Genomic DNA, 26336 nt, shown 5'->3' on the forward strand with positions numbered 1-26336 from the left:
CTGTCTGGGACGCCACAAACTCCGCTGAAAGCCTTATTTTTCAAGGTTTTCAGCGTTTTCTTATTTATGGCTTTCTATCTTTGCTGAATACGAATTGTTTTCATTCAATCGTTTTAAATTCGATATTATATTAAGACTTTTAAGGAAGTAGGGTTGCTAACACTTTTTTATTTTTGATGAAAAATCGCTGGATTTTTGAAAATCTGCTAACACTTTTGAAAATTTATTTTTGGAGTGTTTGCTTTAAAAGCTGTGCTTTCATTTCTGGCGATAAAGATTTAATCAGTTCCAATAATGCCATATCACTATCGGTTAAGTCGGTATCTTGCTTTGGATTGTCTGTATCATCATTAAGCGTAGAATAAAATTCTTTATCCATTTTTTGTGCATTGAAACGTCTGTCCTCGTCAATAATTTCTGAATAGACATCTGTAACCATTTCTGCTTCTGCGTGACCAGTATCGCCTTGTACGGACTTAACATCTCCGTTTGTCATTTTGAGTTTATAACCCGTACTTAAATGGCGTAGGCTGTGAAATACCACAACTTCATAATCGTTTTCTTCACAGAGCTTTTGAAACCTATCTCTAACAATACGGCTTTCCACGGGATTGCCATTATCTAACGCAATAACAAGGTTGTAATCATTGTAGGCACTTCCTAGAAATTCCTTTAATTCCTGCTGGTCTTTTTTATATTGAACCAATAGTTCCGCAACTGTTTTAGGTAACCAGACAACACGATTACTTGTTTCTGTTTTTGGCGTTTTCAAGACAAGCCTTGTGGTACAATGCGGTTTTTGCGTTGGGAAAATCTTTAAAATATCCTTTTCCTTTAATTTTTGCATAGCTTCTGCATTTACTCTTGAAAGTTCTTTATTGATAATTACCTTTGCATTATTTGTAGCAATGGACTCTTCATCAATAATAACATCTACCCATGTAAGTCCTGTAATTTCTCCAATTCGCATAGAACAGGAAAAAGCTAAGTGCATACAAATTGAAAGTAAATCATCTTCCGTGGCTTTTACCGCTTCTCGAAATGTTTGAACACTCCACACTTTTCGCCTAGTCTTTGGAATTTTGGGTAACGTAGCCAAAGACGCAGGGTTTCTTTTATTTGTATCAATATACTCCCAGCGGATAGCTTGATTTAAGGCACAACGGATAATATCATGTATTTTTTTGATGTTCGCTGGCTGAACACAACGACCAGTTGCTTTTCTGTTTGCCCGTGGTACTTCTGGAACGCTCAATAAATCATTGTAGTATTTTGATAGGCTTTTTGTAGTTATTTCATTAAGTTTCCAATCTCCGATAATCGGATTGATATAATTTTCAATACTGCCTACCTTACCACTAAATGTACTCGGCGACCATTTAGATGTGCCGTATAGATTAACAAAAATTTCTAGGAAATCACGCAATGTAATATCTTTGTCTACAACATCTAACTCTTTTTTAGAATTTTCAATCTGATGTGCAAATTGTTCCTCTAATGGAACTATCACATATCCAAATTTCTCTTGATAGTATTCTATAAAGGCTTTTCGCTGTTTTGCTTCTTTTCTTGTTTCCAGCGTGTCCCATTTTTGTTTTCTTTCTCCTGCACTATCTAAGTACCAATAAATAACTGAAAAACTTGATTTTCTTTGTTTGATTGAAGCCATAATTTTCTCTCCTTATAGTTAAATTCCGTTTAACCATTTATCGAAAGAAACCTTTGATACTCGTATGGCTTTACCAGCACGAACATAACTGAATTGACCGCTTTTTACCAATGAATAAGCTACCTTTTTGCTAATGTCCAGTTGTTCAGCAATTTCCTCTACTGTATAAGTCTTTTTATCCTTTGTAGGAGATTGTGCATTTTGTGTATCACTTATCACTATTAAGACCCCTTTCATTTGTGACAGCAACAAAATACACTCGTCTAACAAGACAATTATAACACACCTAAATAAAATGAGAAGATAGATTTTGTTGCTGTAACTATAAATTATAAGCAGGCAGATGGCTTTGGAAAGCTCCGTTAGTATCTCAACTATTCCCATTCTTGTGGGCAGAACCGCACCATGCGGACGTATCATTATTCTGTGAGGATAGGTCATGGCAAAGCGACTTTTCCAACGGTCGCTCTCGGATCACTGCGTGGGTCGCTCGCTTTCTTTTGGAAAGGTCGTGGCGTACAGTTCCCGTGGCTTGCTACCTCACAAACGTATCTGTCTGCTTTATTCAGTTTTCAAAGAACTATCGGCTATTCAGCCTATCAAAATCAATTCTAGTCAAATTGATTTTAATAGAATGACAAGTGAAGTGGCAGGAAAGGGGAAAGTACCAAACTTCACTTATATGTACTACATCACTACAATTTCAAAATTCATCAGCATATCAAGTAATGCTGTCTGAACTCTGTTTTTTAAATCAGCGTCCACAACCATGCAAACATTACCGTATTCGTCATACAATTTACGCAAGCATAATTTGGAAATGTAACCGTCATAAAACTTCAAAACGGTTTCAACTGCTTCTGGTTCGCCCTCTGTGGCTGATAAGATTACCTCAAAAGGCAAATGCTCATGTTTCTTCATTTACGTTCCTCCATGATTTTTTTCATTGTTTCAAGTGTTTTTGTTCTATGATATTGGACGTTAGAACGTGGGATTTTGATAAATTCGCTGATTTCACTATCGGACATATCCATAAAGTAGGACAACAAAATAATGTTACGTTTCTTTTCTGTCAATGTTTTAAGAACTTCGCTTAACTGGTCGTCCTCAACCCATACTTCAATGCCTAAAATATTAAATACGGTGTAATCACTTTCGTATTTATCAAATGTTCCAAAGCGTTCCTGCTCATAATCTGGAATATCAGAAAATGGACATTCTCGTTTTTCACGTCGCTTCATATCACGATAGCCTTTTTTGACAGCTCGTTTGATAACCTTTTTTGAAAGACAATCAAACTGTGCTTCAATGGCTTGTTTGAAAGAAGATGTTTTCATTTGCTCACCTCCTTTCCGTGCTGGATTGAAATGAACTTTTGTTCATTTCCCCCTTTCCGCACCCTAACTTCCCAAAGAGGTGTCAAACTACCAAGATTTTCAAAAAAATATTTCTAAAATAAAAACAGCCCATTTGAATGTAACTACACAAACAGACTGTTATATAAATGCTATTTATATGAATTTTTAACTCATGTAATGGGTATGATGATTGAAGCACTAGACAGAAATAATTATCCAGTTGAGAACGACGTAACGTTCTTCTATATGTAATCATGGCATAGCCCCCTCAAACCAGAGCTATACCAAAAGAAAAGGACAGCTTTGGTTATATCCAAAACCGTCCCGTTATCGTTTTTAAGACGTTCAAAAGCATATTATCTAAGAACGGGTTTTTTTATTTACCGCACACGATAATATCTTTTGAATTATTACTGCATACTATATGCACTTTTAACACATTCTAAATACATGGCATGAAGTTTAAACTCATGCTAGGTGGTTTAAAATGAGAAAAAATAAAGAAACACAAACCTTTGATTTCAGACCGTTAGGACTGGCAATCAGAGAAGCCCGTGAAAAAGCAGGGCTATCCCGTAATGATTTAGGCGATAAGGTATTCTATGGAGAACGCCATATCGCAGATATTGAAAATATTGGTTCACACCCAAGTTTTCAATTATTCCATGATTTAGTTACCATGTTCAATATATCGGTTGATGAATATTTCTATCCACCAGAGAAAGTTGAGAAAAGCACAACTCGCCGTCAGATAGAAACATCACTTGACTTATTGAGTGATAACGAATTAAAAATCATTCAAGGTACGATTGACGGTATCTTGAACAGCAGGGAAAGCAAGAAGTAATCAGCTTCTTGTTTTCCCTATTTTTCTTTTAGGTAGTGTTCTACTAGCCTTTGTTTGCTGATCTGCTCCGCAGGGAGCAAACAATATTAGATTAAACCTTTGTCTTTTTCGTAATCTTGTAAATATATTCTTCTGGTGTAGGGCGTTTATTGCCAAAATACTTTTTGAAATTTGCCTGCACATCAGGGTCAGTGCTGTTCATTGCTTCATCAATCGTTGCTTCAATATCCGCTCTAACCTCGGCTAATGACACACCACCCGCTTTTGCACCAGCTTTTAATGCCTTTTTTATATCTCGTTTTTTTAATCCCATCATTTACAAAGTTCCCCTAATAGTAATAAATGGCTCAATATACTTTTGTATAAAATCTATACGGTCAAATATTGTTGGCTTAAAATATGATGTAACTGCTATCACTATATTTTCTGACGAATTTACATATATAACATTCCCACTATTTCCTATGGCTGCATATACATTTTCATTCACAATCCACCAAAGATACCCATAAGACATATTTCTATATTCTTCTCCACATTTATAATTTGGCTTCGTTATTTCTTCAATCCATTTAGATGATATAATTTGTTTCCCTTTTTGAACGCCTTTATCTAAGCAAAGTTGTCCGATTTTTGCCATGTCTGTTGCAGAAAAGCATAAACCATAGCCTGCTGTTCCTATTCCTTTTGGGTCGCAAAACCATATGTTTTTTTGTGGGTCTTTACACATGGTAAAGTGTTTATGTTCTTCGGCAGTTTCCGCTAAATAATTTATATGTTTTTCTACTCCAATGGGTTCAAATAAAAACTTATTTGCAAAGTCCACAACTTTTAGACCACTCGTTTTCGATATAATACCAGTTAGTATATGTATGCCTAAAGTCGAGTATTTGAATTGTCCAGTCAATCCTTTTCTTCCACCTAGAAAATCTAAAGCTGAAACAGTCCAATCATCACTTGAGCAAATTTTAGTCCACGGTTCGTACTTATACTTATATGGTGCAGTCATAGTCAGTAAATGCTTGATTGTAACTTTTTGAATTGTTTTTTCTCCTCTTTTAATTTTATATTCAGGGAAAAAATCTAATACGGGTTGGTCTATGCTTTTTATAAATCCTTTATCAAGTGCTATTCCTACAAGTAATGCTACGATACTTTTGGTTGCAGACATAACATGACAAGCATCTCCTTTTTTATAATTATTCCATTCATCAGAATAAACTTCTTTACCGTCTTTATAGCATGATATTTGACAGATATTAGGCTGTTTCTCTTTAATAAAATCGTGTAGTTCTTTTCTATTCATAGTATCAATCTCATCTCCATTTCACGTTATTGTATCTGAAACTTCTATTCACAAAAATTTTAATCTTTGATGTATACCTATTTCTTTTTTACTGGATAATAAATTTCAGTTATAAGTTCATCTTCGTTTGAAGTTTGTGTCAAATCGGTAATATAAACTTCATAAAGCGGACCATTATTTTCATAACCGTTCTGCTCTGCCCATTCACATTGTTTCGTATAAATAGAAGGCAAATTAGAATATCTGCCATGTAAAGTTGTTTTTAAGCATAGTCCGGGGCGAAAATCTCGAGTTCCCGTAACAAATTCTTCTACTGGAATAGCAAATTCTGTGTCCAAACCCAAAGGAGTAAACTCATCACTATGATAAAGTACCATAGGTGGAGCATTGACAGTTAATTTGTCATGTTGAATTTTTCTTAATATTGAATTAAAACAACAAGCGTATTGTTCTTCCATTTCAAACTTATAAACCATTTTACGAACAGAAACCAAATACATAGTTGGTATTTCAACAAGTTGTACATCAATCTTATTCAAATAAGACATGATTGATTTTCCTTGTTTCAAAACTGCTATATCCTCATTTAATTGTTCTGTAATTTGTGAATATATCTGTATTTGCTTTTCTAATTCTGCCTTTTTCTTATAAAGCTCTATGGATAATTTTTCATTTGGTATTTCTTCTGATGTAATAATCGCTTTGATTTCTTCCAAAGAAAAATTATACTGTTTTAAACGGTTTATAAGTAACATAGTTTCTAATTGCTCAATGGAATAATATCTATAACCATTCTCTTGATTGATTTTACTGGGATTTATAAGTCCGATTTCATCATAATAACGAAGTGTTTTTGTAGAAACTTTACATATCTTTGAAAATTCACCAATAGATAACATAAATATCCTCCTATCAACTTACTTCTATTCTCATGTTACACCTTGACGTAAGGGGAAAGTCAATGCAGTAATTTTATCCACTATCCCTTACTTACACCTAAAATAACATGATAAGAAATGAATTTCCAACTTTTTAGTAGTTTCTGACAAAGGCTTATACACTACTAAAAAGTAGTATACAAACCTTTGTCTAGCTTATTATCCTACAATCTTCCAGTTGCTATCCCTATGTAACACAAGCTCGTATTGTGATACCTGCGTAGCTTTTGTCTGATTATCAAGGAATTTTACGGAAACTTTTACTTTCACATTGTCCCCGTCCTTTGTAAAGGTAGGGTTTACCAGTTCAGAATAAAGGTAGTCCCTGCCAATAGGTTCAAGCACATTCCCCGATACATAGTAAGCAAGTTCTTTTTCTGTGGCTGTTGGGTACAGCTTAAAGAATGTTTCCAGAAATGCGGTAGCGTCGTTTACGGTATCAGCGTCTACGCTTGCGTCTGCGTCTGGTGTCTTAGGTTCGTAGTCTGATTTTTCGATTGCTGGTGCAAGGGTAGGGTTTTGAACAATTACCATATCCCCGTCAGCGTTCACATGAACTTTTACGGTATAGGTTGCTTTCACATTGCTTGTCTGTTCTCCCTCTTTTATCTGCTGATCTACTTCGTAGGTAGCAGAAAAAGTGTCCGTTCCCGACTGTTCAATACTCCATACAATCACATCTGTAACCGTAGAGCTAGTCGGTATATCGGTTCTAATGGTATCTATATTCAAGTCCTGCAATTCTTTTGTCAGATAACCGCTGATTGCCTGCGCCCTTGCTTCAATCGCTTCTTTGCTGTTGTTCCATGTGTAATAGGACTTCGCAAAGTTCTTCACGAAATTTTCAATACCGCTGGTATCATGTAATCGTAACTGGATTGTTTCTGTTTCATGTACCGTGTGCATATCAATAGCGGTAAAGTTCTTATATACTCCAAAGCTCACACTTGCGATAAGCACCGCCCACAACGCAATCACGGATTTTTTATGTGTGCCTACTTTAAAAGTACGCACCTTTTTTTCTTTGGGTTCTTTGATTGTTTCTGTCTGTTTCTTATTCTTTCTAAACATGATAAAATCCTCACTTTCTATTGTTTTACTCGTCCTGCACCGATTAAGTGCTGTTGCCAGTAACTATTATTTAAGTCTGCATAACCGATAGGGTCGCCTGCATGGTACATCTGATTATTTCCTACATAGATACCAACGTGGGTTACATAACTTCCTGCGTCATAGGTGGAATGGAAAAACACCAGGTCGCCAGCCTTTGCCTGCGATAAGGGGATATGCTGGGTTGCGTCATACTGCATTTGTGCCGTTCTCGGTAAGGAAATACCAGCTTTCCCAAAGCACCATTGCGTCAGTCCCGAACAGTCAAAGGACGTGTTAGGATTGCTACCGCCGTACACATATTTCCAGCCTTGATATTTCAATGCTTCATTCATAACCTTTTGTGCCAGTTCGCCCGATATTTGAGGAACAGTCAAATACTGATTGACTAATTCCACATAAAATTGATTGCCATAGCTGTACCGCCAGCCCCCATTCTTCGCAACGGCTATCGGGTTGGTGTAGGTTACTTTCTTTCCACCCGATTTTTCACGGGCGAAGTTTTCCGCAAGATTGTATGTATGCTTCTTGCCTTTTCCTGCCACATAACCCACATAGCCACCGCCATAGTTATAAGACTGTATTGCTACATTCAAGTCGTCGATACCTTGATTTTTGCAGGAAGAAAGCAGGGACGCAAAATACTTACACCCCTGCTTGATTGAGCTTTCCGTATCTAAGGAATTAGGCGGTAAACCAAGACTTTCCGAACTCTGCATGACATCTTCTGCTGTACCGCCACTTTCTACTTGAATGATAGCCAGCAGGACATTGACATACTCGGAAATGCCGTATTCTCTGGTGTATTTTTCCACTATAGGCTGATGTTTCAAGACTTCTGCGGATAAATTCATACCCGTAATGCCAGAAGAAAAGTTGCTGTTCTCGTCGTCGCTGTCCGCACTAATCAAGACACCAAAGAAAAGCACCAGAGAAAAGAGGATAGGAAACAGACTGCCAATGAGAGCGATATGTTTCAGTTTCATTTTTTCTTCTGTCCTTTCTTCGTTACAAGGTTACGGTTCTTTTCGGTATGTTCCGTTGTACGCTTTGATTGTTCAAAGTTCTGTGTCTTTGTAGTACGCTCTGCTTTGTAATTCTGGCGTGTTTCCTGCGATACCACTTTTTCTACATTCTGCCTATGTGCTGGCTGTGCAGACTGGGTCACTTGCTTATCAGAAGCACCCGAAGATAACGGACGCTCTTTCACAACATTTGTCTTGACTGGCTCACTTGCTTTCGGAGTTGGAGCTGTGGCTGGGCGTTTGACTTCCTGCATTTTTTCAGCACTCGGTTTTGGAATGGTTGAAGCTGTGGCTGGTCTCTCATGGGGACGGGTAGCTCCCGTTGTCGCTGATCCGTCCGTATTTCTACGCCTTGCTTCTTGTGCCTTTTGAAGCTCCATACGCTTGTCAGCGATATTTTTCTTATGTTGTTCCTGCTTTTCCAAGCGTCCCGTCTGTCTGGACTGCTGTTCCTGCACCATGCCACGCTTGAAGTCTGATACGCTGGACTTTGCCTTTTCCTTTGCGGAATACACCGCATAAGCGGTCTGTGTCGGCATATCCTTGATATTTTCTTTGACAGCATTTGCCTTGTCTTTCACTTTATTTTTCGTATCTAAGACAGCACCGACTTTTGAGCCTGCACGCTGTCCCATGCTGGAAGTGGTATTGCCCCGATTTTCTTTAGAAGCCGTATTTTTTCTTTCGGCTCTCTTGCCAGCAACGGCACTTCCAGCTACCGCACCAGCCACACCGCCCGAAATACCGCCAGCACTTACCGCCCTTGCAATATGGTGTTCCATACGTCTAGCCCTATGTCGCATGAACAGATACGGTCTGCGGAAAATTCTTCGTCCCATGCTTTGACTGTCGTTAGCGTTCAAAGAGAACATACTCATTAAGTCGCCCAGCTTCATGTAAATACCAGCGAAACATACTATCTGTAAGAACGCCACCATAAAGAACGGATAGTCCGTGGAAATGTTGTAAAACATACTGGAAATACTAAATGCCACCGTTACAATGAGCGTTATTCCTGCCCGTGTCATTATGGTATTAAATACCCTTACGATTGCCTGCTTTGCCATGCTTTCATAGCTCGGTATCATGGAAAGTAAAAAGCTGATAGGCAAAAACATTGCAAAAATAATAAAAAGTATCTGGCTGAACAACATCATGCCCGTAAGCAAGAATACAAATATCGTTATCCCTAAATTGAAGAACAGTAGGAAAAACACCATACCTAAACGGTTTACGACCTGCGGTATCGTCAGATTGTTGTTGTCGTTATCCTCAATTTCTGTTTTCACGACTTCCTCTCTGGTCTTGCCGTCCTCGTCCTCTGGGCTTGTTGATACAAGAGCTTCGACACGGTCTGTCCCGATTTCTTCTGCGTTGCCGTTACCGAATTGCAGAAGTAGCCACGGCTGTTGTACTTGAATAGAAAATAAGCTGTCCCGTATCAAGTCCACGCTGTCTTTGCCCTCGCTGTCAGAGTTGGGGAGCATGATTTTTGTTCCCAAGTCCAAAGAAGCGGTACTGATGTCTGATGAAAATTCATTTATCTTCTTGATATAGTCGGGAGCGTAGGCAATAAAGGAAGCGGACAGCACGAACACCACCACAAAGTTGATAACAGCGTGAAGTGCCTTGCTGGTTTCCCGTTTTATCAGTCCCGTATAAGCAACATAAAGTCCCACCACTAAGATAATGAGAAGCAGGAAACCGACATAAAAGCCAGAACTGGAAAAACCGTTCTGTGTAACACCTGCAAGGGTCTGTATGCTCTTTCCGATACTGTCTGCCATATCGTTAATAAAATCAAGTTTATAGGCTTCCTGCACCACATAGCCCGTGGCATTGCTTAAATAAAGGCTTATCGTCCAGACAAAGTTGGTAATACAGTAAAGCCCGTACTGTACTGATTTTCCGATACCGTCCAGCCAGTTCCACGGAAGCCACGACCAGCTATTATCCACATAAAAATCAAGCTGGTAGTTGGAAAGGGGATATTTTGAATATAAATTTTCTGCGTTTATGGTATCGTCCACAAGCCCCGTCGCATGAGCCACCGTCCCCAGAAGTGAAAGCAGGATAAGGGAGAGTGCCACCACGAACAGAGCCATTTTGAGAAAGTGGAAAATCTTCTTTTTTGTGAACGCACCTTTTATCCTTTCTTTCATCACTCCACCTCATTTCTCTGTACGGGCGGTCTGGTATCAAAAGCGTGCAATAGTTCTTCAAAGACGGGGTGTATCTGTACCACACCGACACGCCCGTATAAGTCCTGCAATAAGCATTGTCCGTTCTCCAAATCACGCAAGCGTTTCTGGTTGTTTTCGTCGTCCTTGTCGATACCGAAAAATTCTAGGGTCTGCTTTATCTCGTTGATGTCAGTAGAACGGAAAGCGAATTTCAAGCCGATATTGTTTTTCAGACTTTCCTTTGACACGTCCCCAGAGGATTGTGTAACGAAATAAACGCCTGCCTGCATAGCTCGTCCAGCACGAACCAGCTTATTTGATAAGGTTTCTCCTTGTGCCACATTTAAGAACGCCCACGCTTCGTCCAAATCGACAATCTTAAAAATGCTTCTGTCGGAATGGATAAAATCTAAAGCAAAGGTACTAATCACAATCAGCATAGACACCGACAATAATTCAATGGTCGTGTATTCCTCAAAGGTTGTGTCCTTATCTGGCAATACTAAGTCCGCTACTTGAATGATATTGAGCTGGTTATCTAAACTGATAGCATTTTCAACCGTACCGTCTGAAAACAGCAGGTGTGCAAAGTCGTAGTCTGTGAAGCTGTCGATATGGTCTGCGATATTTCTTGATATGGGTGTATCTTCACGGCGTAGCTCGTCTATCACATGGAGCAAGCCCCGACGGTCGCTCTGGGTAACGGAACGCACCGCCTTACGAAGTACGGGGAATTTTTCGCCGTCCCTTGAGGAAATACCTGTAAGGAATGTCAAGATGTCGATTGCCAGACTTTCAGCGTCTTTTACATTCTTCATAATCACGAATGGGTCAAGAAGCCCTGCATTGTCCTTGTCGCTGGTAAGGTTTACGATATTGATTTCATGGGCGATTTCTGGGAGCGTTTCTTTCCAGTTGCCACGCTATAGCGATAGGTAACTTTTTGATGTTATCTCCAAGTTTTCCCCCGCTTCACACCGTACATGAAACTTTCGCTTCATACGGCGTTCCATCATATCCAAATAGATTTATAAGTTATTTCCCAGTTATTGTCTGGTATCCGTAATTCGTCCGTATTCTGTTCAGTTTTTTCTTCTGCTGACTATTAAGAACATAACCTTTTAACAGTGATTTTGCTTCGTCTGCTGATTCTGTTAGGATTGCCTTTGCAATGGGAATTTCCACAAATGCCAGATTAGAATATCTGTCAAGGTTATCTCCTTTGTCTGATTTGTGAATACATATCAGAGTGGACGGAGTTCCTCGACGATTCATTACATAGCAGTTGCCTTGTTGTGCGATATATGCCGAAATACGATTGTCGTTAAACTCTACGCTATCGGCAGGGTTTTCATTTTCCAACAACGCTCGGATTTCTTCTTTTGTTACAACTACAACGTCCTCATGCACCTTGTTTCTCCCTTGCTTTGTAAAATTACAAATATCTTGCGAGAAATTCATAGGATTTTTGTGTTGTACTCCTTGAATCGGCAATAGCGGATTATCCGCAATCATCACTATTTTTGTTTTTGGTCTGATTCCTTTTGTCCTGCTCTGAAATTCTGAACTTGTACTTTCAAATGGAACTGATTTTGCAATGTTCCTTAAACGGATTCGTATGGTCGGTAAGAGAGCGTAACTTACTTCTGTCAGGTTGTTATATACGTTAGTTGCTATGCAGTAGTAATTCTGCATACCGATAACTGTCAGATTATATCTGCTGATATTGAAGCCAGTCGTATGTCTGGCTATATCTTTTACCTTTAACTTTAGATTTGTTTTCGCTTTCTTTAATGCTTTTTGGTTCATATCTGTTTTGGCAACATAACCGTGTTTCGTTCTTCCTTTTGGAATGACTTTGATTTTGAACCCCAGAAAATCTGATGAATTTTTCTTCAGATTTACTACCTTTGATTTCTCTGGACTGATTTCTAATTTCAGCCTTTTATTAAGAAAATCTACGGTACTGTGGTAAAATCTTTGTGCTTCTCCATAGGTTGAACACATGATTTTAAAATCATCAGCGTAACGTACAATAAAACCGCTTTTCAGTTTGGTATATTTCTTTGCGTATTGAAGCCACCCATTTTTACTGCGGTTCTTCGGCTGGAATGTTTCCCACTGACTGCTTACCCACCAGTCTAATTCATTAAGGACTATGAGGGAGAGCAGTGGACTTAACAGACCGCCTTGTGGCGTTCCTTTTTCTGGGACACCCTCGCCGTCAATTTCGGCTTTCAGCATTTTGCTGATAATGCAAATCAATCTTTTATCCCGAATACCAAGTGTCCAGATTTGTTTTAATAGTTTTCCATGATTGACATTATCGAAAAATCCTTTAATGTCTACGTCAACACAGTAATGATATTTTGATAAATTTATCAGTGTCGTTACTCTGCTGACTGCATGGTGGGCACTTCGATTCGCACGGAATCCATAGGAATGATTATGGAACTTTGGTTCGCATATCGGCTCTAGGACTTGCAGGATACATTGTTGTACCAGCCTGTCCCAGATACACGGAATCCCCAATGGACGCATTTTATCGCTCCCAGCTTTTGGAATGAAAACACGTCTGACTGATTTGGGGCGGTAGTTGCTAAGGCTTTCCCGAACGGTAGCAACAATCTCAGCATTGCTGAGTTGTTTTATATCGTCTATCGTCATTCCATCCGTTCCAGCCGTTTTACTGCCACTGTTTGATTTCAGATTACGGTAAGCTAAACAAATATTTTGTTCCGAACCAATAATTTCAAGTAACTTATAAAAGTTATTACCGTTCTTGCTCTGTGCGTATAACTCGTCATAAATATGTTGCATATCATAATACTCGTTATAGCGGAGCTTGTTTTTCTTTAGCATGGTCTGTACCCTCCTTGTTTGCAGGAGCAAGTACATCTCTTAGTCTTACTCGAACCCATACCATTTTTCTTAGTAATTCTATTCTTCATATGACTAGTGGCTATCCCTCCACCGCTTGTTATCACGGTTTCATAGGTACTGTGCCACCACTCTCACTGACATTAACACACCTTATATCATTGCTAATCTCACAATAACTTTCTGATGTGAACACTTCACAGACAGTAAAATCTCCATGTTGTCAGCTTTCAACGTTCCAAACACACTATCTGTACATATATCCTTAGGTTTCCTCTATAAGCCTGCTACCTTGATAACGCCTTTAACGTTATATGGATTTTCATAAATGCGGAGTCTTACTCACCCACAGTAGCGACACTGTTTGTGTCACTGGACATTTCTATCCAGCCCCGATATAGACCTGTACATTCAAGGATTCGTCAGTAGACCTCTCATCTACATTCTAACCATAGATATTTTATAGACTTCCGGCATATAGGACACAACGCCCACCTCTGGGAATCTTTCGTCAGCATTATCTGTTACGGTGTCTGTCTGCCGACTTCACCGAGCTTCTGACAGAGCCTTGTTTACTCAAGTTTCTGCCAGTCAGAGTATTAAAGTAGCCTTTCAGGGCGTTACCCCGTCATTCGACTATTCGTGTGTTTAGTTCTCCAACACACATTAAATATTGATTTAATGAAGTGCTGTGCCTACTCTTTTCAAGTAGGAACGTTTCGCACCACTTTTAGGGTCTAAGATAACCGCTTGTCCCCCAAATAACACCGAATAATACACCAGAAGATTGTTGCAGAACGATTTCCCACCGCCAAGCGAACCGACAAAAGCAGAAGCTAAAGCGTTGGTAACTGTACCTTTTACACCTTGACTGGCAAGGGACGGTTGCAGGTACACATTTCTTCCCGTATCAACGGAATAGCCCATATAGATACCCGTAGTTTCCCCTAACTGCTGGGTAGCACCAAACCCAAGCCCTGCCAAGAAGTCTGATTTTACATACTGCACATAGTCGTTGATATATCGCTTGCTGGCAGGAAGAAATTCAGAATGAAGCCCCAGCATATCTCCAGCAGGACGCACCAGCTTTACATTGAGGTCGTCGTAAAAATCCTTGACTTCATCACAACGGCGTTTTAATTCGTCCAAATCATCAGCCGATACACGCACCACATAAGAGAGCTTATACATACTTTCTTTTGTCTGGTCTAAGTCCGTTTCCAGCTCGTCCACGCTGTCTAATGCGTCCACCACATTAGAACTGGTTTCACTTCCTGCTTGATAGGCGTGATTATCCAAATCTTTCAATTCCTTTTTCTTATTTCTTACTGTGGTAAGAGCCTTTCGGTTCTCCACGATTTCTACATTCATAGAAGTATCAACGGGGAATATGAATTGCTGTTGCTGGAAATAGAAGATTTCAGACGACGGAAAATCAAGCTCCCCTACAATCGCATTGACGGTAAAGTAGGACACATAGCTTTCCTTATCCTCATGCTCCAATCGTAAATACCGCTGGCTTTCCTCAATCACACACCTTGTCGGACGGATAAGGTCGTAGTATTTTATCAGCGTTTCTTTGTTCAATTTCTTCTTTGGTAGCTGATACTCATAATCTTCATAGGCGACACCGTCCCTGCCGTAAAGATGTTCCATGAGATACCCAAAATCATTGATTTCCAAGCGACGCACCTTAAAGCGACGGGAGATTTTATTTTCCAGTAACTTTTCCATTTTCATGTAACGGTTGATTTCATCATTCGGCATGGAAACAAAATCATTCATCAGCGTATGGTTCACTTCATGGAGAAATTCCGTGAACGTCAGCCACGCCGATTTTTTAATATTCTTCAGATTGAGCTGTTCTTCCGTAACCATGAGCTTAAAGCCAAGAAAAAAGCGGTAGTCCACTTGATTGTCCCCAATCATTGATACTAACGCTTCGGTCTGTTCGTCTATTTTCTGGTAAGCAACTTCCTTTAATTTTCCCGTTACCAGCTTCTTTGACTGCTCCTGCATACTTTTAATTGAGCTTTCTGTGGCAATCTGCAACGCATGAATTTTTCCCTCACGGGACTGTGCAATGAGCTGTCTGAAACTGTCATGCACGATAAATTTCTGCTCTGCGGATAAGAAAGAATAGTTGTACGGTATCAGCTCATAATAGGCGAACACCTCATTGTCCTTGTTCCAGACAAGGTTGTTGTCAATATATTTTATCGGGAACATAGTTCACACTCCTTACTGCCGTGATTGTTTCATTCAAGGTCTGCTTATGCAGTTTTACGGCTTTTCCTGCATAAGTGATTTTCGGTCGCAGGGCATAGGTTATCTGTGATTTCAAAAAGCTGTACGGCTTCTTTCCGTCAAAAGTTTTCTGCGACATAAACCAAGTGAGAGCAACGGGAATACCGAAGTATTTGAGAAATGCTCCCTCAATCATGGAAAGTGGGGGAATATCCCCAAACAAAATGATGATAAATTCCGTAATCACAAACCATGTAATCTGTGTAAAAGTAACGGGAAAGGGCAAGTTAAAGTCATTGATTGCATACAAGACTTTTTCCACGTTCCAGATACCCGTATAAGATTTAATCTTTTTCAAGTTCTTTCAACTCCTTTCATAAGTTCTAAATGAGAAAAGGACAGCCATGTTTCAGACTGTCCCTTAAAAGAGAAATACTCTGTCAGTAGCAACAATGCTTGTCGCTGATCTTCCAGCGTTAATATGGTATCTCGCACATACCTCGGCTTGTTTCAATAAAGCAACCGCCCATATCCAAATCTCGCCCGTAGGCTTCATAGTCAATGTAGTTCTGCAAGCTGGGTGGAATGTCGCCAAGTGCCTGCAATTCGTCTATGTAGTAGTAGGCAACATCTGTCATGGTTTCACAGTCGGGATAATAGTAAATATCGTCCTTATGTTCCACGACTTCTTCCAGCGTCCCATAGTGGCTGATAAATTCGTCCAGACACTCTACGATATAGTCGGGAAGTTCCTCTATCATTTCATACATCTCATTGAGTTCTTCAATGGAAACATACTCGCCAATCGCAATGGGAAAGTTGTCGGTATCATGGATAGCGTATTCCTCATACTGTTCATTCAAGCCGATTTTTTCTTTCACATCTTCCTCGTCAATAGGAAACGTGAACCAAGCACCGACTAAATAGCCCTCATTGTATTTGCCAAGATTAGCAATGTAAACCGCCATATCATCAATCATAAGCACCACCTCATTTCCTACTCTGGCAGTTCAAAGATACCGTGTTCTGTTACTAAAAATTTCCCGTGTTCCTGCAAGTGAGAAGCGTAGGCTTCAAAGTCAAAGTAATATTCTTGACAGTCCTCGGATAAATGTTTGAACGTCGGGTCGTTCATCAGCTTTTGCCTTGCAACATCTATTATGCTTTTGCAGTCGGGATAAACCGTAATCACGTTCCTGCAAAGATAAAGTGTTTCTAAATTGTCATATACGGTCAGAAGTGATACATATTCTTCCTGCATATCACTTGAAAGCTGGCGGTACATAAAATCTAATTCGTTGAGCTGATACACGCTTGTATGTTCGTGAACTTCATCAGCATAAGGCAACACCTTTTCGATAATACAGTAATCCCCACTTTCTGCACCGATACCTAACTTTTCTTCAAACTCGGCAACATCTATCGGCAGGTCGAACCAGTATGATATTGTTTCTTCGTCAGTTGTTCCTCTCGTTTCCACCAGTACCCTTGTTTCCTGCATTGTTCCTCACGTCCTTTCTGTTGGTTCATCACATCTTTTAAGTTCTGGTATGAGATACCAAACACATATTTAGAAAAATCTTCTAACTGTCTTTCTTCATAGTCGGCAGGGTTCAGCCGTTTCATTTCATGCCACACCTTACGCTTGTAAGAGGGCAGGTCGGAAATGTATTCACAGCCGACTTTTGCCTGCATATCCTTAAAAATATCGTTCATTTCATCGCTCCAATCTAATTTTAGGTAAGAAAAAAGCGGTCAGTCCCGAAAGAAAAACCGCTTTTCACAATGTTTTATGCACCAATAATCTTATTGAACAGTTCCAGCAACACGTCTTTCACACCGCCAGCATTGAACACCAATCCAACGGCAACAAGGGCAACCACCAAGAAGCCAATGAGTTTTGAAAACTCACGCTTGAACCCTAAATAGATACCGATTACCACGATTGCCATTAACACTAATGACTGTGCATTGCTTAAAAACCATTGATATAAATTTTGCCCGAAATTCATTTAATTGTCCTCACTTTCTTTGTTTTCTTTGATTTCTTCCATGTGTCTGTCAGCTTCTTTGCCGACGCTTATAATACACATCAAGACTACGCCGATACCCATTCCAAGCGATACCAGCAGTAAGTCTTTTCCTAATTCCCACATTTTTCATCACTCCTAACTTTCTACTAAATCTTTTGCAGGGGTCGTCTGCTGTCTGATTATCATTTCATGCTTTTCTGTGAGCTTCGCTTGCTGTTCAATCATTTCCATGTAGTCTGTACCGTTTCCCTTATCAATCTTTTTCAGCATTTTCAAGGTCGGTGCTACCTGCCTTTGTACCCAACGCAACGTGCGGTCTAAGGTGTAAGGCTCTGGCTTTGTCGTCAGCTTCAAGCTCTGTCTGTTATCGCCGATAAACCAAGCCCAGCGGTCATTGAGTTTCCAGTCATTTTTTCGCTTGTCTGGTTCTTCATCAACAAACCTCACATACTGGTTGATGATAGAAAAGGCGGTCTGCTCTGCGTCATAATAGGTCAGTAAATCTCGTACTGCATAATAGGCACGTTCATTGCGAAGCCGTATCTCAAAACGATTGATAATGTCGGCTTCTTCCAGAGGTGTCCCTAACTTGACGTACTGCTCATAGTCCTTTTCATAGATACAGAAATACACATCTGATTTCAGCGAACCAAGATAAAGGGTTCGTCCCATATATTCTCTGTCGTCCTCTCTGTGCTTGATAAGCTCGCCCGACTGGTAAAACTTATAACTTCTGGACTTTCCGATATATTCCCGTTTCCTGCATTTTTCCGCAAGCTCTGGAATATCCAAAATGCCCGTATGGTCGTTGATAGCAAGGTCGATACGCTTCATCACGCCACCGTCTACCAATGCGTCCATGAGAAAGTCATACCAGCTTCTTTCTTGTGCCAGCAGGTAACATTCAAACTGTCGGCAACCACGCCCCTTTAACTCTAAAAGGACACCTTTTTCTTCGTCAGCCGACGTATAGATAAAGATGTCCCCTAATGAATAATGCTCCGTGTAACTGTAATGTCCGTAATCTTCATGGAGCATATAATGGATATTCAGTTTTAATATATCTTTGATGATGTGCTGTATATCCAGTGTGGGAAAACGGATTTTTACATAATCAAACAGCATGGTAAGCGGTGCTTCTGGATTGAACCTTGCCAGTTCCTTATGCAGAGTATTCAGAAGTTCCTTTGACGGTTTCATTTTTCCGCTTTCTATCTTGTTGAGATATTCCCTTGTAATGCCAGAAGCCACCGCCAGCTTTCCTTGTGAGATACCGTAAGCAATCCGTTTTTCCCGTAATTCTTTTATCCCTTGTTCTTCATTCAGAACCATACCCCCAATCTGTAAAGTGTGAAGTTTTTTAGGGCGACTTCACAACTGATTTTTGATAGGAAATCATGCCAGAAGCCTTATGTTTCCATTGTTTTTTGTCTATTGTCCATTTGCAAACGTACCCCTCTGTTAGATACCGAGGGGTTTTACCTGCTGGCGTGGCTTCGCCACACCAGCAACGGCTAGTCCGTGCCGTCGCCTTTCGCTTCGCACGTCGCCGTCCCGTCCTGCCTTGCTTGTGCAAGAGAGCCGATAGTCTGCAAAAAATCATGTCCTTTCGGGACTAAAGGCGTGTAAAATTCACTTATGACGCTTGTTCCCACATCGCAATAGCCACGCCCCTTGATACGCTTCTGAAAAAACTGCTTTTTCACATCTGAACCAAACAGCATACCGTAACCTAATTCGCTGATACGTCCAAGTCCCACACGGAAATTGAAGTTATCTCTTATACCGTCCGAGAAATACTTTGCGTCTGGACGCTGGCAGGCAACGATAAGGAAATATCCAGCCTGCCGTCCCAGCATGACGATTTTCTTTAACTGGCTAAGCAGGTTCACGCTTTCCTTTGTCCCCAGCATTTCAAAAAACGCTACATATTCATCAAAGATAAGAAAGCAGGGTGGCAGTCCCAGATAGGCGTAGTTTTCGCCCGTCTTATAGTTCGGGTGTCGCTTCATTTCCTCACTTCGCTGTACCATGCCCTCATAAAAGGCATTGACGCAATCAATCATTTCTTCTTTGGTGTGATACACATTTCCCATAACTGTCCCTAAGTCTGCTAAGTCCGCATTTTTCGGGTCTAAGATGTAAAGGACGGCGTTGGTATGCAATAAGGTTTCAATGAGCGTCAGCAGAAAATAAGTTTTACCGCCACCCGTCCCACCAGCAATCAGAGCGTGAGGGAGTGCGTCATATTCCCAGACAAGATTTTTCATCAATCTAAGACAGCCATTCTCTGCCCGTACTTCATCAATGGTAATACGGTTCGCTATCATGTCATAAAGCAGGGTGTATTCAATATAGCCGTCATGTAAGGTCTTGTCGGTCAATTCGCAATACAAGCCACTTTCCAATTTATCCTCTAACCGTAAAAGCTGGTCTTGATATTTCCCCAGCGTAATTTCACAGCGGATATGAAGCAGTCCCTTTTCCATTTGATAATAAATCTTTGGAAACCAGACGATTTTTTCCCTTGATCTGCTTTGCAGGTCAGTAAAAAAACCGCTGTCTTGTACGGTATCGGCTTCATACCACTTATTTTCCAGTACCATTCGTGCCAGCTTTTGACGGTGCAGGAGCTTCTTGAAACTGTCGTAACAGAAGCGGTAGTACAGAAAAGCGACCAATGCACAAACACCAGTCGCTATCAGTATGGTTATGAAGTTGTATGTGGAAAGCGTCAAGCCGTTCTCTAACAAGCTGAAATGTTCCCAATCGGTACGCATGAGCTGTTTCATATTCAGTAGCAGGAGAACTGCCACGAATACAAACAGAAGCGTACCAGCACAGAAACGATATACTAAGCCTTTGTCGCTGGCTCTAATACGGTGTCCTTTGTTCCAAATCATACGCATAAATCAATCACTCCTTTCTGGATACGAAAAAAGTAGCTAATCATATAGACTAACCACTTCTAAATATAGATATTTAATCACTTCCTTTTGATATTACATTACTGATTTTCGATTTTTCAATATCTAATGTTTTAAGCAATTCTTCTTTTAATGGCATATAGATATGTGGGGCGTCAAATGTAATTATTCTCATATTTACATACTGTCTAAATTTACGTTTGACATTAAAATACCCCTCTATCTGTTGGCGTGTTATTTGTCCGTCTTTTACTAAATCCATAATAATATCTTCATTATCAAATGGGGCATTTTGCAGATTGACAATCAGTTTAGGGTTTGTAGAGTCAAAATCAATTTTAGGAACAATATACTTTTCCACATTAACTTCATTCAACATCTTAATATAACTATAACATTCTTCGTAACAGTCTTTTATAAGTAAAATAGAAATATCCTTTTTGTTTTTCTCTTTTTTCACGGCTCTCTTATCTAATAACTTATAAGTAATTACATACATAGCTATAATAGCTAATACATTTAAAAAACCCATATAGAAGTCCCAATTTATATTAGAAATATTCATTCCTAAAAGAGTGGGCATATTGATATAATCTAAAACTGTTATCACTACAATAAGCAAAATTGATATTATAATTGTCTTTTTCAAATATGTTACCTCCAATCCCTAAAATATAAGACAATTATACATTTTACGGACATTGCCTACAATATAAATTTACTAAGCAATACTATTTCTTAGACTGTCCCTGCGGTGTATGGTTCTGTGGATTGCCTGCGTTCTGATTATTTTTGTTCTTCAACACAATATCCTCTGCCTTTACATACCAGTCCACCTCTGCACCCGTATAGGTTTTTCGTGATACCGTATCGGCTACGGGATTGACAAGCTCTACAACTGCATTGTAGGGAAATTCTCTTAACGGTACTTCTGGTGGTACAGACACGGGGATAATTCCACCATGCAGACTGCACTTTAAATCATAAATACGCTTTTTCAGTTGGGTACTCGGTGTCCCGTCCTCATTTTGCAAGAACACATCACGCACCGCTGTAAATTTTAATTCTCCAAATGTTTTCTCTTTGTCAATAACAAATCCGTTTGATAATCTCATAATTTCTTCACTCCTTTACTTTTCTTCAACTGTTATAATATCATCAGCAAGCAACACATAATCGGTATGTCCCATATCCCCGATTGCGTAACCTCTGCCGTATAACTTCGGATTGACAAGTTTTACTTTCTGTTCATACTTGAAATGTTTTTCGCCAGCCTGCACGGGAATTTCCACCACAACATTTTCGCCTTTCTGTACGTCAGAATAAAGGTTATAGCTTCGTCTGGCTAAGACCCTGCGGTTATTTTTATCCCTTTCAAAGATAGGCTCGCTTTCGCCTGCATATTCAAGTGTTCCAAAAGACTGTGCCATATCTGGCACGACATATTTCATTTCCATAGTGTTTTACCTCGTTTCTTTCTATTTTTTGATTGATTAGTTTTGTTTCTTATTCTGGCGGTTAAGGAAGTACCAGCAATCCCCCGAATAGTAAAGGGTAAAATAAATGCTTACGCACCCTTGACTATCCGTGTTCTTGCAGGTGCAAGGCAGACAAGCCAGAATAAGAGGAAGTCTGCCGTTTGACAGCTTCGGTGGAGAACGTGATTTTTCTTTCCTCATATCGTTACCGCCTTATGATTTTTTCACTTTACGGCGTTTGTAAAGATATGTTCCAGCCAGTCCAGCACCAGAAGTCAGAAGAAGTGCAAGCAGTCCGTAAAGGTTGGTACTGTCGCCCGTTTTTGGACTGTCTGTTTTCTTTGGTGTATCGGGTGTTTCTGGCTTCTCTGGTTCTTTCGGTTCTTCGGGCGTTTCTGGTACTTCTTTGATAGTAACCGTCTGTCCGTCGTCCTCAATGTCCTTGTGTTCCGTAACCTTTTTTGGTTCATCTGGATTGCTTACATCATACAATTCTTCAAAGGTTACAAGCTGTTTACCGCCAAGGGAAGAAGCGTCGAATGTAAATACAATTTCTACTTTCATGTTTTCTTTATCAGCGATAAAGGTATAGTCATTCTCTACACGTTTTCCATTGATAAGAAGTTCGGCGTTTTCTTCTTTCAACATCTGCCAGCCTTTCAACTGATATTTTGTGCCAATTTCCAAGCCCTCTAAAGTAACCGTATCAACGATTGTAACGTCTTTTCCTGCTTCAATCTCTTTGTTGCCGTCCCTATCGGTAGCAGTCGTATGTATCTTGATGATACGTTCTGTAATTAAAACAGTCTGCCCGTCGTCGTCAATGTCCTTGTGTTCCGCAACTTTTACGGGTTCGTCTGGATTGCTCAAATCGTATAATTCCTCGAATGTTACCAGATTTTTACCGCCAAGCTCGGACGCATTGAATGTATAAGCAATTTCCACTTTCATAGCTTCATCATCAGCGACAAAGGTATGGTCGTTTTCTACACGTTTTCCATTGATAAGAAGTTCGGTGTTTTCTTCTTTCAGCATTTGCCAGCCTACAAGCTGATACTTTGTGCCTTTTGTCAGTCCGTCTAATTTGACGGTATCAACGATTGTTACCTCTTTTCCTGCAAGGATTGTCTTTTCGCCGTCCTTGCTGGTTGCTGTGGTATGAATTGAGATTTCTTTTTCGTATTCATCAGTCAAAGTCCCTAAATCAATCACAAGATTATTTCTTGATACCACGATTTCAAATGGTGGGATAAGCTCAAAGCCTTTGTTGCTGTCTGAACGTAATTCCTCAATGATGTAAGTATCATAAGGCAACGCACCTTTGCTGTCGTCTGGTTCAGAAGTCCCAAACCACACACCGTCCTCGCTGGTCTTTCCTGCGTTGGTATTGTGCTTATGTGAAGCCCAGTCAGAAGAAGTGGAGAATTGCCCGTTATCATCAGTTACCACAACATGACTTTCTCCCGTCGTCTTGCTTGTGATCCTAAAGGGAACATCAGCAAGACGCTTGTGTGTGCCTGCACCGATTTTCACACCCTCAATATCTCCACGCTTAATCTGATTGTAGATAGAATGGGCTTCGTCGGTTAAGTCCAAGATTTTTCCATTTTCTGTGATTGTAAAATCAATCGGTTTTGCACCGTCAGTTAAGTAACCGTTGGGAGCTTCACTTTCAACGATACGGAATTTTCCATAAGGTAAAAGGTCAGCAGAAGTAGAAGCGACACCCTCAAGGTCTGTATGGATTGTCTTTACCACTTCATTTTTCTTATAGAGCTTGCCCTCAACCAATACAGAATTATCATTTAAGGAAATGATGTCAAAGGCAGTATCTTTCAAGGTTGCACTTCCTTGTGGCTTCGTATCGCCCGTTTCTAAATCTCGTTTCTGAATTTTGACACCGCCACGGATAACCTTGTCTGATACAGAAAACTGATTACTTCCAGTCAATACGCCAAGGTCGCCGTCCTCGGTAATCTGTGTTACATATAAGCCCTTAATCTGTTCGGACTTATCGCCAGCCTGCATATATGCACCGTCAAGCAAGTAGCCGTTTGGAGCTTTTGTTTCCTCAACGGTTAGTGTTCCAAGTGGAAGAACCTCTTTACCGTCCTGCATATAGAAGCTGTCGCCAGACACCTTGTATGCGTCCGCTAATTTTGTAACATAATGGATTGTGCCGTCGCTGTCCTTTTCAGCGATTGTCTTTGTCGTCCATGTGCGAGTAGCTTTTTCTGGAAGATTGTTCTTGTTGTAGTAACCGTCATAATATTTCCATGTAAACTCCGCACCTGCCAGAGAAGCGTTCCCTTGTGGGTTGTCTTTCTGCGTTTCCATGTCGATTTTGAAAAGCTCAATCAAAGTGTCTGTTACTTTCGGTATATCAGATACATTCAAGGTCGCTGTTTTTCCGACTTCTACCTTTAAAGAATAGACAGTATCATCAACCTTATATCCTTTCGGAGCGGATAATTCCCTGATATAGACCGTTCCTGCTTTAACTTCTACAATCTCTGTATTGCCGTTACTATCAGTCGTAAGGGTGGCAAGCTGTTTCGTGCAGTCTTTATCAGAAAAGACACCGTAAGTTGCACCAGCGATTGAATAGTTGGTGTTGTTCTCTGTAATGCTGGCATTACTGGAAGATTTCTTCAATGTGGCATTTCCGACGTTTAAGTTCGCCCAGAACTGTCCGAGTTCCTGCCCCTCGCCAGAGTAGATATAACCGCCACATTCATAGCGTCCTTTATTGTCTTTGACAAAGGCTTTTGCCCCTGCAAACACTTCGTCCTGCGTTGCCTTTGATATTTCATCATAAGAAGCTCGCACGTTGTCGCATTGCCAGCCTAGATGAACGCTCAATCTCTGCCAGACCACAAGCTGTCTTAAAAGGTAGGCGTGATTGTTGCTTATTCCGCTGTGGCTGTCTGTGTACTGTTTCACATATTCAATGGATAAGGCAACGTCGCTTATCTGGTCAGCAGTCAAGCGTGAGCTTGCGTCGGCTCTGGTCTTATAACCGTTTTTAAAATCGGTGTTAATGTCGATACAGTAAGCGTCCTCGCCCTCAACGGTCAAATGCCCCTCGTTAAAGGTAGAACCAATCGAACCGTCATTCATTACTTTTTCAACGATACCGACACGCTCATTGGATTGCGTCCAGTATTGCTTACTTTCCGCATGAACGGTTGTACTCGGCAAGGTGGTAACGACAGTCGCTAGGGCAAGTACGCCCGTACATAATCGTTTCAATATCTTTTTCATAAATCTAATGCTCCTTTCATTTTGGGTATAAAAATAGACGCTCATTTCTGAACGTCTATAACATACGAGTATCTTGATTTCTAGTGATAAATGATTTATAGTTTGTTTGTAATATTTTCTAACAAATTAAAGCTTTAAATAAGTCTTTGTTGCTAACAGCTTGCTAACACTCTACGGTGTATGAGGGTACATCAGAGAATATCATCAACTAAACATAACAAGCACTTATGCTTTAATTTACGGCATTAAACGCTCCCAAAAGGATAATCGAACTTCTAGCTACCACGGTTCACAGAGAACTCCTAAGCGAAAGCCGAGGCATTCCCCAAAGGGAAAAAATGAAAAACAACTTTCAGTTCGAATCTATTCTGAAAAATGCTAATGGTGACAACAAAGCATTCCCCAAATTGGGGAACGTTCTAATGTTACCAAATCAAAAAAATCTGTAGATTGACAACTCGAAAAAGAGTTGATATCTTATATATGGCCGAAGGGAAAAATCCCAGAAACCCAGTAAAATCAAGGGTTTGCGGCATGTGTCGTCATAGCTCAGCTGGATAGAGCACTCGCCTCCTAAGAGAAAGCCGAGGCATTCCCCAAAGGGAAAAAATGAAAAACAACTTTCAGTTCGAATCTATTCTGAAAAATGCCAAAGGTGACAACAAAGCATTCCCCAAATTGGGGAACGTTCTAATGTTACCAAAGTAAAAAAATCTGTAGATTGACAACTCGAAAAAGAGTTGATAATCTTATATATGGCCGAAGGGAAAAATCCCAGAAACCCAGTAAAATCAAGGGTTTGCGGCATGTGTCGTCATAGCTCAGCTGGATAGAGCACTCGCCTCCTAAGCGAGGGGTCGGAGGTTCAAATCCTCTTGGCGACGGGCTTCAAAGCGTTCGAAAATGTTAGCTGGATTAGCTGACAGCGAACGCTTTTCTTATTTTCTAATCACGTTCGTGGCATGAAATTCCATTCAAAATGATCCATTTCCAGCTAACACAATCCGATTTTTGTTAGCTGACAGCTAATCAAAATCACCGGTTTGCAAACATGGTTTTTCAAGAGTCCAG

At 40.2% G+C, this 26336-nt stretch carries 24 protein-coding genes, 1 tRNA gene and 2 pseudogenes; 2 read left to right on the top strand and 25 right to left on the bottom strand.

Annotation, left to right across the window (positions count from 1 at the left end; translation table 11 throughout):
- Positions 1-223: 223 nt before the first annotated feature.
- The 4 genes from BQ5364_RS01405 to BQ5364_RS01420 form a co-directional block, all read right to left on the bottom strand.
- Entirely contained in the window at positions 224-1669 is a 1446-nt protein-coding gene (locus tag BQ5364_RS01405; protein ID WP_071143492.1) for a site-specific integrase, read from the bottom strand.
- 18 nt (positions 1670-1687) lie between these two features.
- Positions 1688-2089 carry a helix-turn-helix domain-containing protein gene (locus BQ5364_RS18890; protein ID WP_083382610.1) on the bottom strand — a complete coding sequence of 134 codons (402 nt, stop codon included), beginning with the start codon at positions 2087-2089 and terminating at the stop codon, positions 1688-1690.
- Positions 2090-2356: 267 nt separating this feature from the next.
- A complete protein-coding gene (locus BQ5364_RS01415; RefSeq protein WP_009588285.1) occupies positions 2357-2590 on the bottom strand; it encodes a helix-turn-helix domain-containing protein in 234 nt (77 codons plus the stop codon).
- A complete protein-coding gene (locus BQ5364_RS01420) occupies positions 2587-3006 on the bottom strand; it encodes an RNA polymerase sigma factor (protein WP_071143493.1) in 420 nt (139 codons plus the stop codon). Before BQ5364_RS01420 ends, BQ5364_RS01415 begins: the two co-directional genes overlap by 4 nt.
- A gap of 508 nt (positions 3007-3514) precedes the next feature.
- On the opposite strand from BQ5364_RS01420, the gene BQ5364_RS01425 reads away from it, so the two are divergent.
- Positions 3515-3874, top strand: coding sequence for a helix-turn-helix transcriptional regulator (locus tag BQ5364_RS01425; RefSeq protein WP_071143494.1), 360 nt, complete (start codon positions 3515-3517; stop codon positions 3872-3874).
- A 91-nt stretch (positions 3875-3965) separates the two neighbouring features.
- Here the strand turns inward: BQ5364_RS01425 and BQ5364_RS01430 are convergent, their stop codons facing one another.
- The 21 genes and pseudogenes from BQ5364_RS01430 to BQ5364_RS01525 all read right to left on the bottom strand — a co-directional run bounded on the left by BQ5364_RS01430 (position 3966) and on the right by BQ5364_RS01525 (position 25265).
- Entirely contained in the window at positions 3966-4190 is a 225-nt protein-coding gene (locus BQ5364_RS01430) for a hypothetical protein (protein ID WP_071143495.1), read from the bottom strand.
- Positions 4191-5180: a serine hydrolase domain-containing protein gene (locus tag BQ5364_RS01435; protein WP_071143496.1), complete on the bottom strand. Its 990-nt coding sequence runs from the start codon at positions 5178-5180 to the stop codon at positions 4191-4193.
- Between the two features lie 77 nt (positions 5181-5257).
- Positions 5258-6079: a MerR family transcriptional regulator gene (locus BQ5364_RS01440; RefSeq protein WP_071143497.1), complete on the bottom strand. Its 822-nt coding sequence runs from the start codon at positions 6077-6079 to the stop codon at positions 5258-5260.
- A gap of 198 nt (positions 6080-6277) precedes the next feature.
- Positions 6278-7189, bottom strand: a complete 912-nt coding sequence (locus BQ5364_RS01445) for a conjugal transfer protein (protein WP_071143498.1) — start codon at positions 7187-7189, stop codon at positions 6278-6280.
- Between the two features lie 17 nt (positions 7190-7206).
- Positions 7207-8214, bottom strand: coding sequence for a C40 family peptidase (locus tag BQ5364_RS01450; protein WP_071143499.1), 1008 nt, complete (start codon positions 8212-8214; stop codon positions 7207-7209).
- Positions 8211-10415, bottom strand: a complete 2205-nt coding sequence (locus tag BQ5364_RS01455; RefSeq protein ID WP_071143500.1) for a CD3337/EF1877 family mobilome membrane protein — start codon at positions 10413-10415, stop codon at positions 8211-8213. Before BQ5364_RS01455 ends, BQ5364_RS01450 begins: the two co-directional genes overlap by 4 nt.
- Positions 10415-11359, bottom strand: a pseudogene (locus BQ5364_RS01460) (ATP-binding protein); the annotation flags it as partial. The gene BQ5364_RS01455 and the pseudogene BQ5364_RS01460, both read right to left, overlap by 1 nt.
- Before the next feature lie 112 nt (positions 11360-11471).
- Positions 11472-13298, bottom strand: a complete 1827-nt coding sequence (ltrA, locus tag BQ5364_RS01465; RefSeq protein ID WP_002298631.1) for a group II intron reverse transcriptase/maturase — start codon at positions 13296-13298, stop codon at positions 11472-11474.
- Positions 13299-14042: 744 nt separating this feature from the next.
- A pseudogene (locus BQ5364_RS01470) lies at positions 14043-15545 on the bottom strand (ATP-binding protein); the annotation flags it as partial.
- Positions 15523-15921 (bottom strand): conjugal transfer protein, encoded by a 399-nt coding sequence (locus BQ5364_RS01475; RefSeq protein ID WP_004843362.1) that lies wholly within the window; start codon positions 15919-15921, stop codon positions 15523-15525. The pseudogene BQ5364_RS01470 and the gene BQ5364_RS01475, both read right to left, overlap by 23 nt.
- Before the next feature lie 118 nt (positions 15922-16039).
- A complete protein-coding gene (locus BQ5364_RS01480; protein WP_002323345.1) occupies positions 16040-16543 on the bottom strand; it encodes an antirestriction protein ArdA in 504 nt (167 codons plus the stop codon).
- A 17-nt stretch (positions 16544-16560) separates the two neighbouring features.
- On the bottom strand, positions 16561-17064 hold the full coding sequence (locus BQ5364_RS01485) for an antirestriction protein ArdA (protein ID WP_071143501.1): 504 nt from the start codon (positions 17062-17064) through the stop codon (positions 16561-16563).
- Positions 16983-17279 carry a conjugal transfer protein gene (locus BQ5364_RS17250; RefSeq protein WP_074038079.1) on the bottom strand — a complete coding sequence of 99 codons (297 nt, stop codon included), beginning with the start codon at positions 17277-17279 and terminating at the stop codon, positions 16983-16985. The genes BQ5364_RS01485 and BQ5364_RS17250 overlap by 82 nt, the downstream gene beginning before the upstream one ends.
- A gap of 74 nt (positions 17280-17353) precedes the next feature.
- Positions 17354-17575: a hypothetical protein gene (locus BQ5364_RS01490; protein WP_002317729.1), complete on the bottom strand. Its 222-nt coding sequence runs from the start codon at positions 17573-17575 to the stop codon at positions 17354-17356.
- Entirely contained in the window at positions 17576-17719 is a 144-nt protein-coding gene (locus BQ5364_RS01495) for a DUF3789 domain-containing protein (protein ID WP_009588273.1), read from the bottom strand.
- A 12-nt stretch (positions 17720-17731) separates the two neighbouring features.
- The gene (mobT, locus tag BQ5364_RS01500) at positions 17732-18928 is read right to left on the bottom strand and encodes a MobT family relaxase (RefSeq protein WP_071143502.1); all 1197 of its coding nucleotides are present in this window, start codon (positions 18926-18928) and stop codon (positions 17732-17734) included.
- Between the two features lie 182 nt (positions 18929-19110).
- Positions 19111-20505: an FtsK/SpoIIIE domain-containing protein gene (locus BQ5364_RS01505; protein WP_071143503.1), complete on the bottom strand. Its 1395-nt coding sequence runs from the start codon at positions 20503-20505 to the stop codon at positions 19111-19113.
- Positions 20506-20578: 73 nt separating this feature from the next.
- Positions 20579-21172, bottom strand: a complete 594-nt coding sequence (locus BQ5364_RS01510; protein ID WP_071143504.1) for a hypothetical protein — start codon at positions 21170-21172, stop codon at positions 20579-20581.
- Between the two features lie 82 nt (positions 21173-21254).
- A complete protein-coding gene (locus tag BQ5364_RS01515; RefSeq protein WP_071143505.1) occupies positions 21255-21638 on the bottom strand; it encodes a YdcP family protein in 384 nt (127 codons plus the stop codon).
- 15 nt (positions 21639-21653) lie between these two features.
- Positions 21654-21980 carry a YdcP family protein gene (locus BQ5364_RS01520; protein WP_071143506.1) on the bottom strand — a complete coding sequence of 109 codons (327 nt, stop codon included), beginning with the start codon at positions 21978-21980 and terminating at the stop codon, positions 21654-21656.
- A gap of 234 nt (positions 21981-22214) precedes the next feature.
- A complete protein-coding gene (locus tag BQ5364_RS01525) occupies positions 22215-25265 on the bottom strand; it encodes an SrtB-anchored collagen-binding adhesin (RefSeq protein ID WP_071143507.1) in 3051 nt (1016 codons plus the stop codon).
- A gap of 810 nt (positions 25266-26075) precedes the next feature.
- Here BQ5364_RS01525 and BQ5364_RS01530 point away from each other — a divergent pair.
- Positions 26076-26149 (top strand) — tRNA-Arg (locus BQ5364_RS01530).
- Positions 26150-26336 lie beyond the last annotated feature (187 nt).

This window comes from Coprococcus phoceensis (assembly GCF_900104635.1).
GTDB classification, from domain to species: Bacteria; Bacillota; Clostridia; order Lachnospirales; family Lachnospiraceae; genus Faecalimonas; species Faecalimonas phoceensis.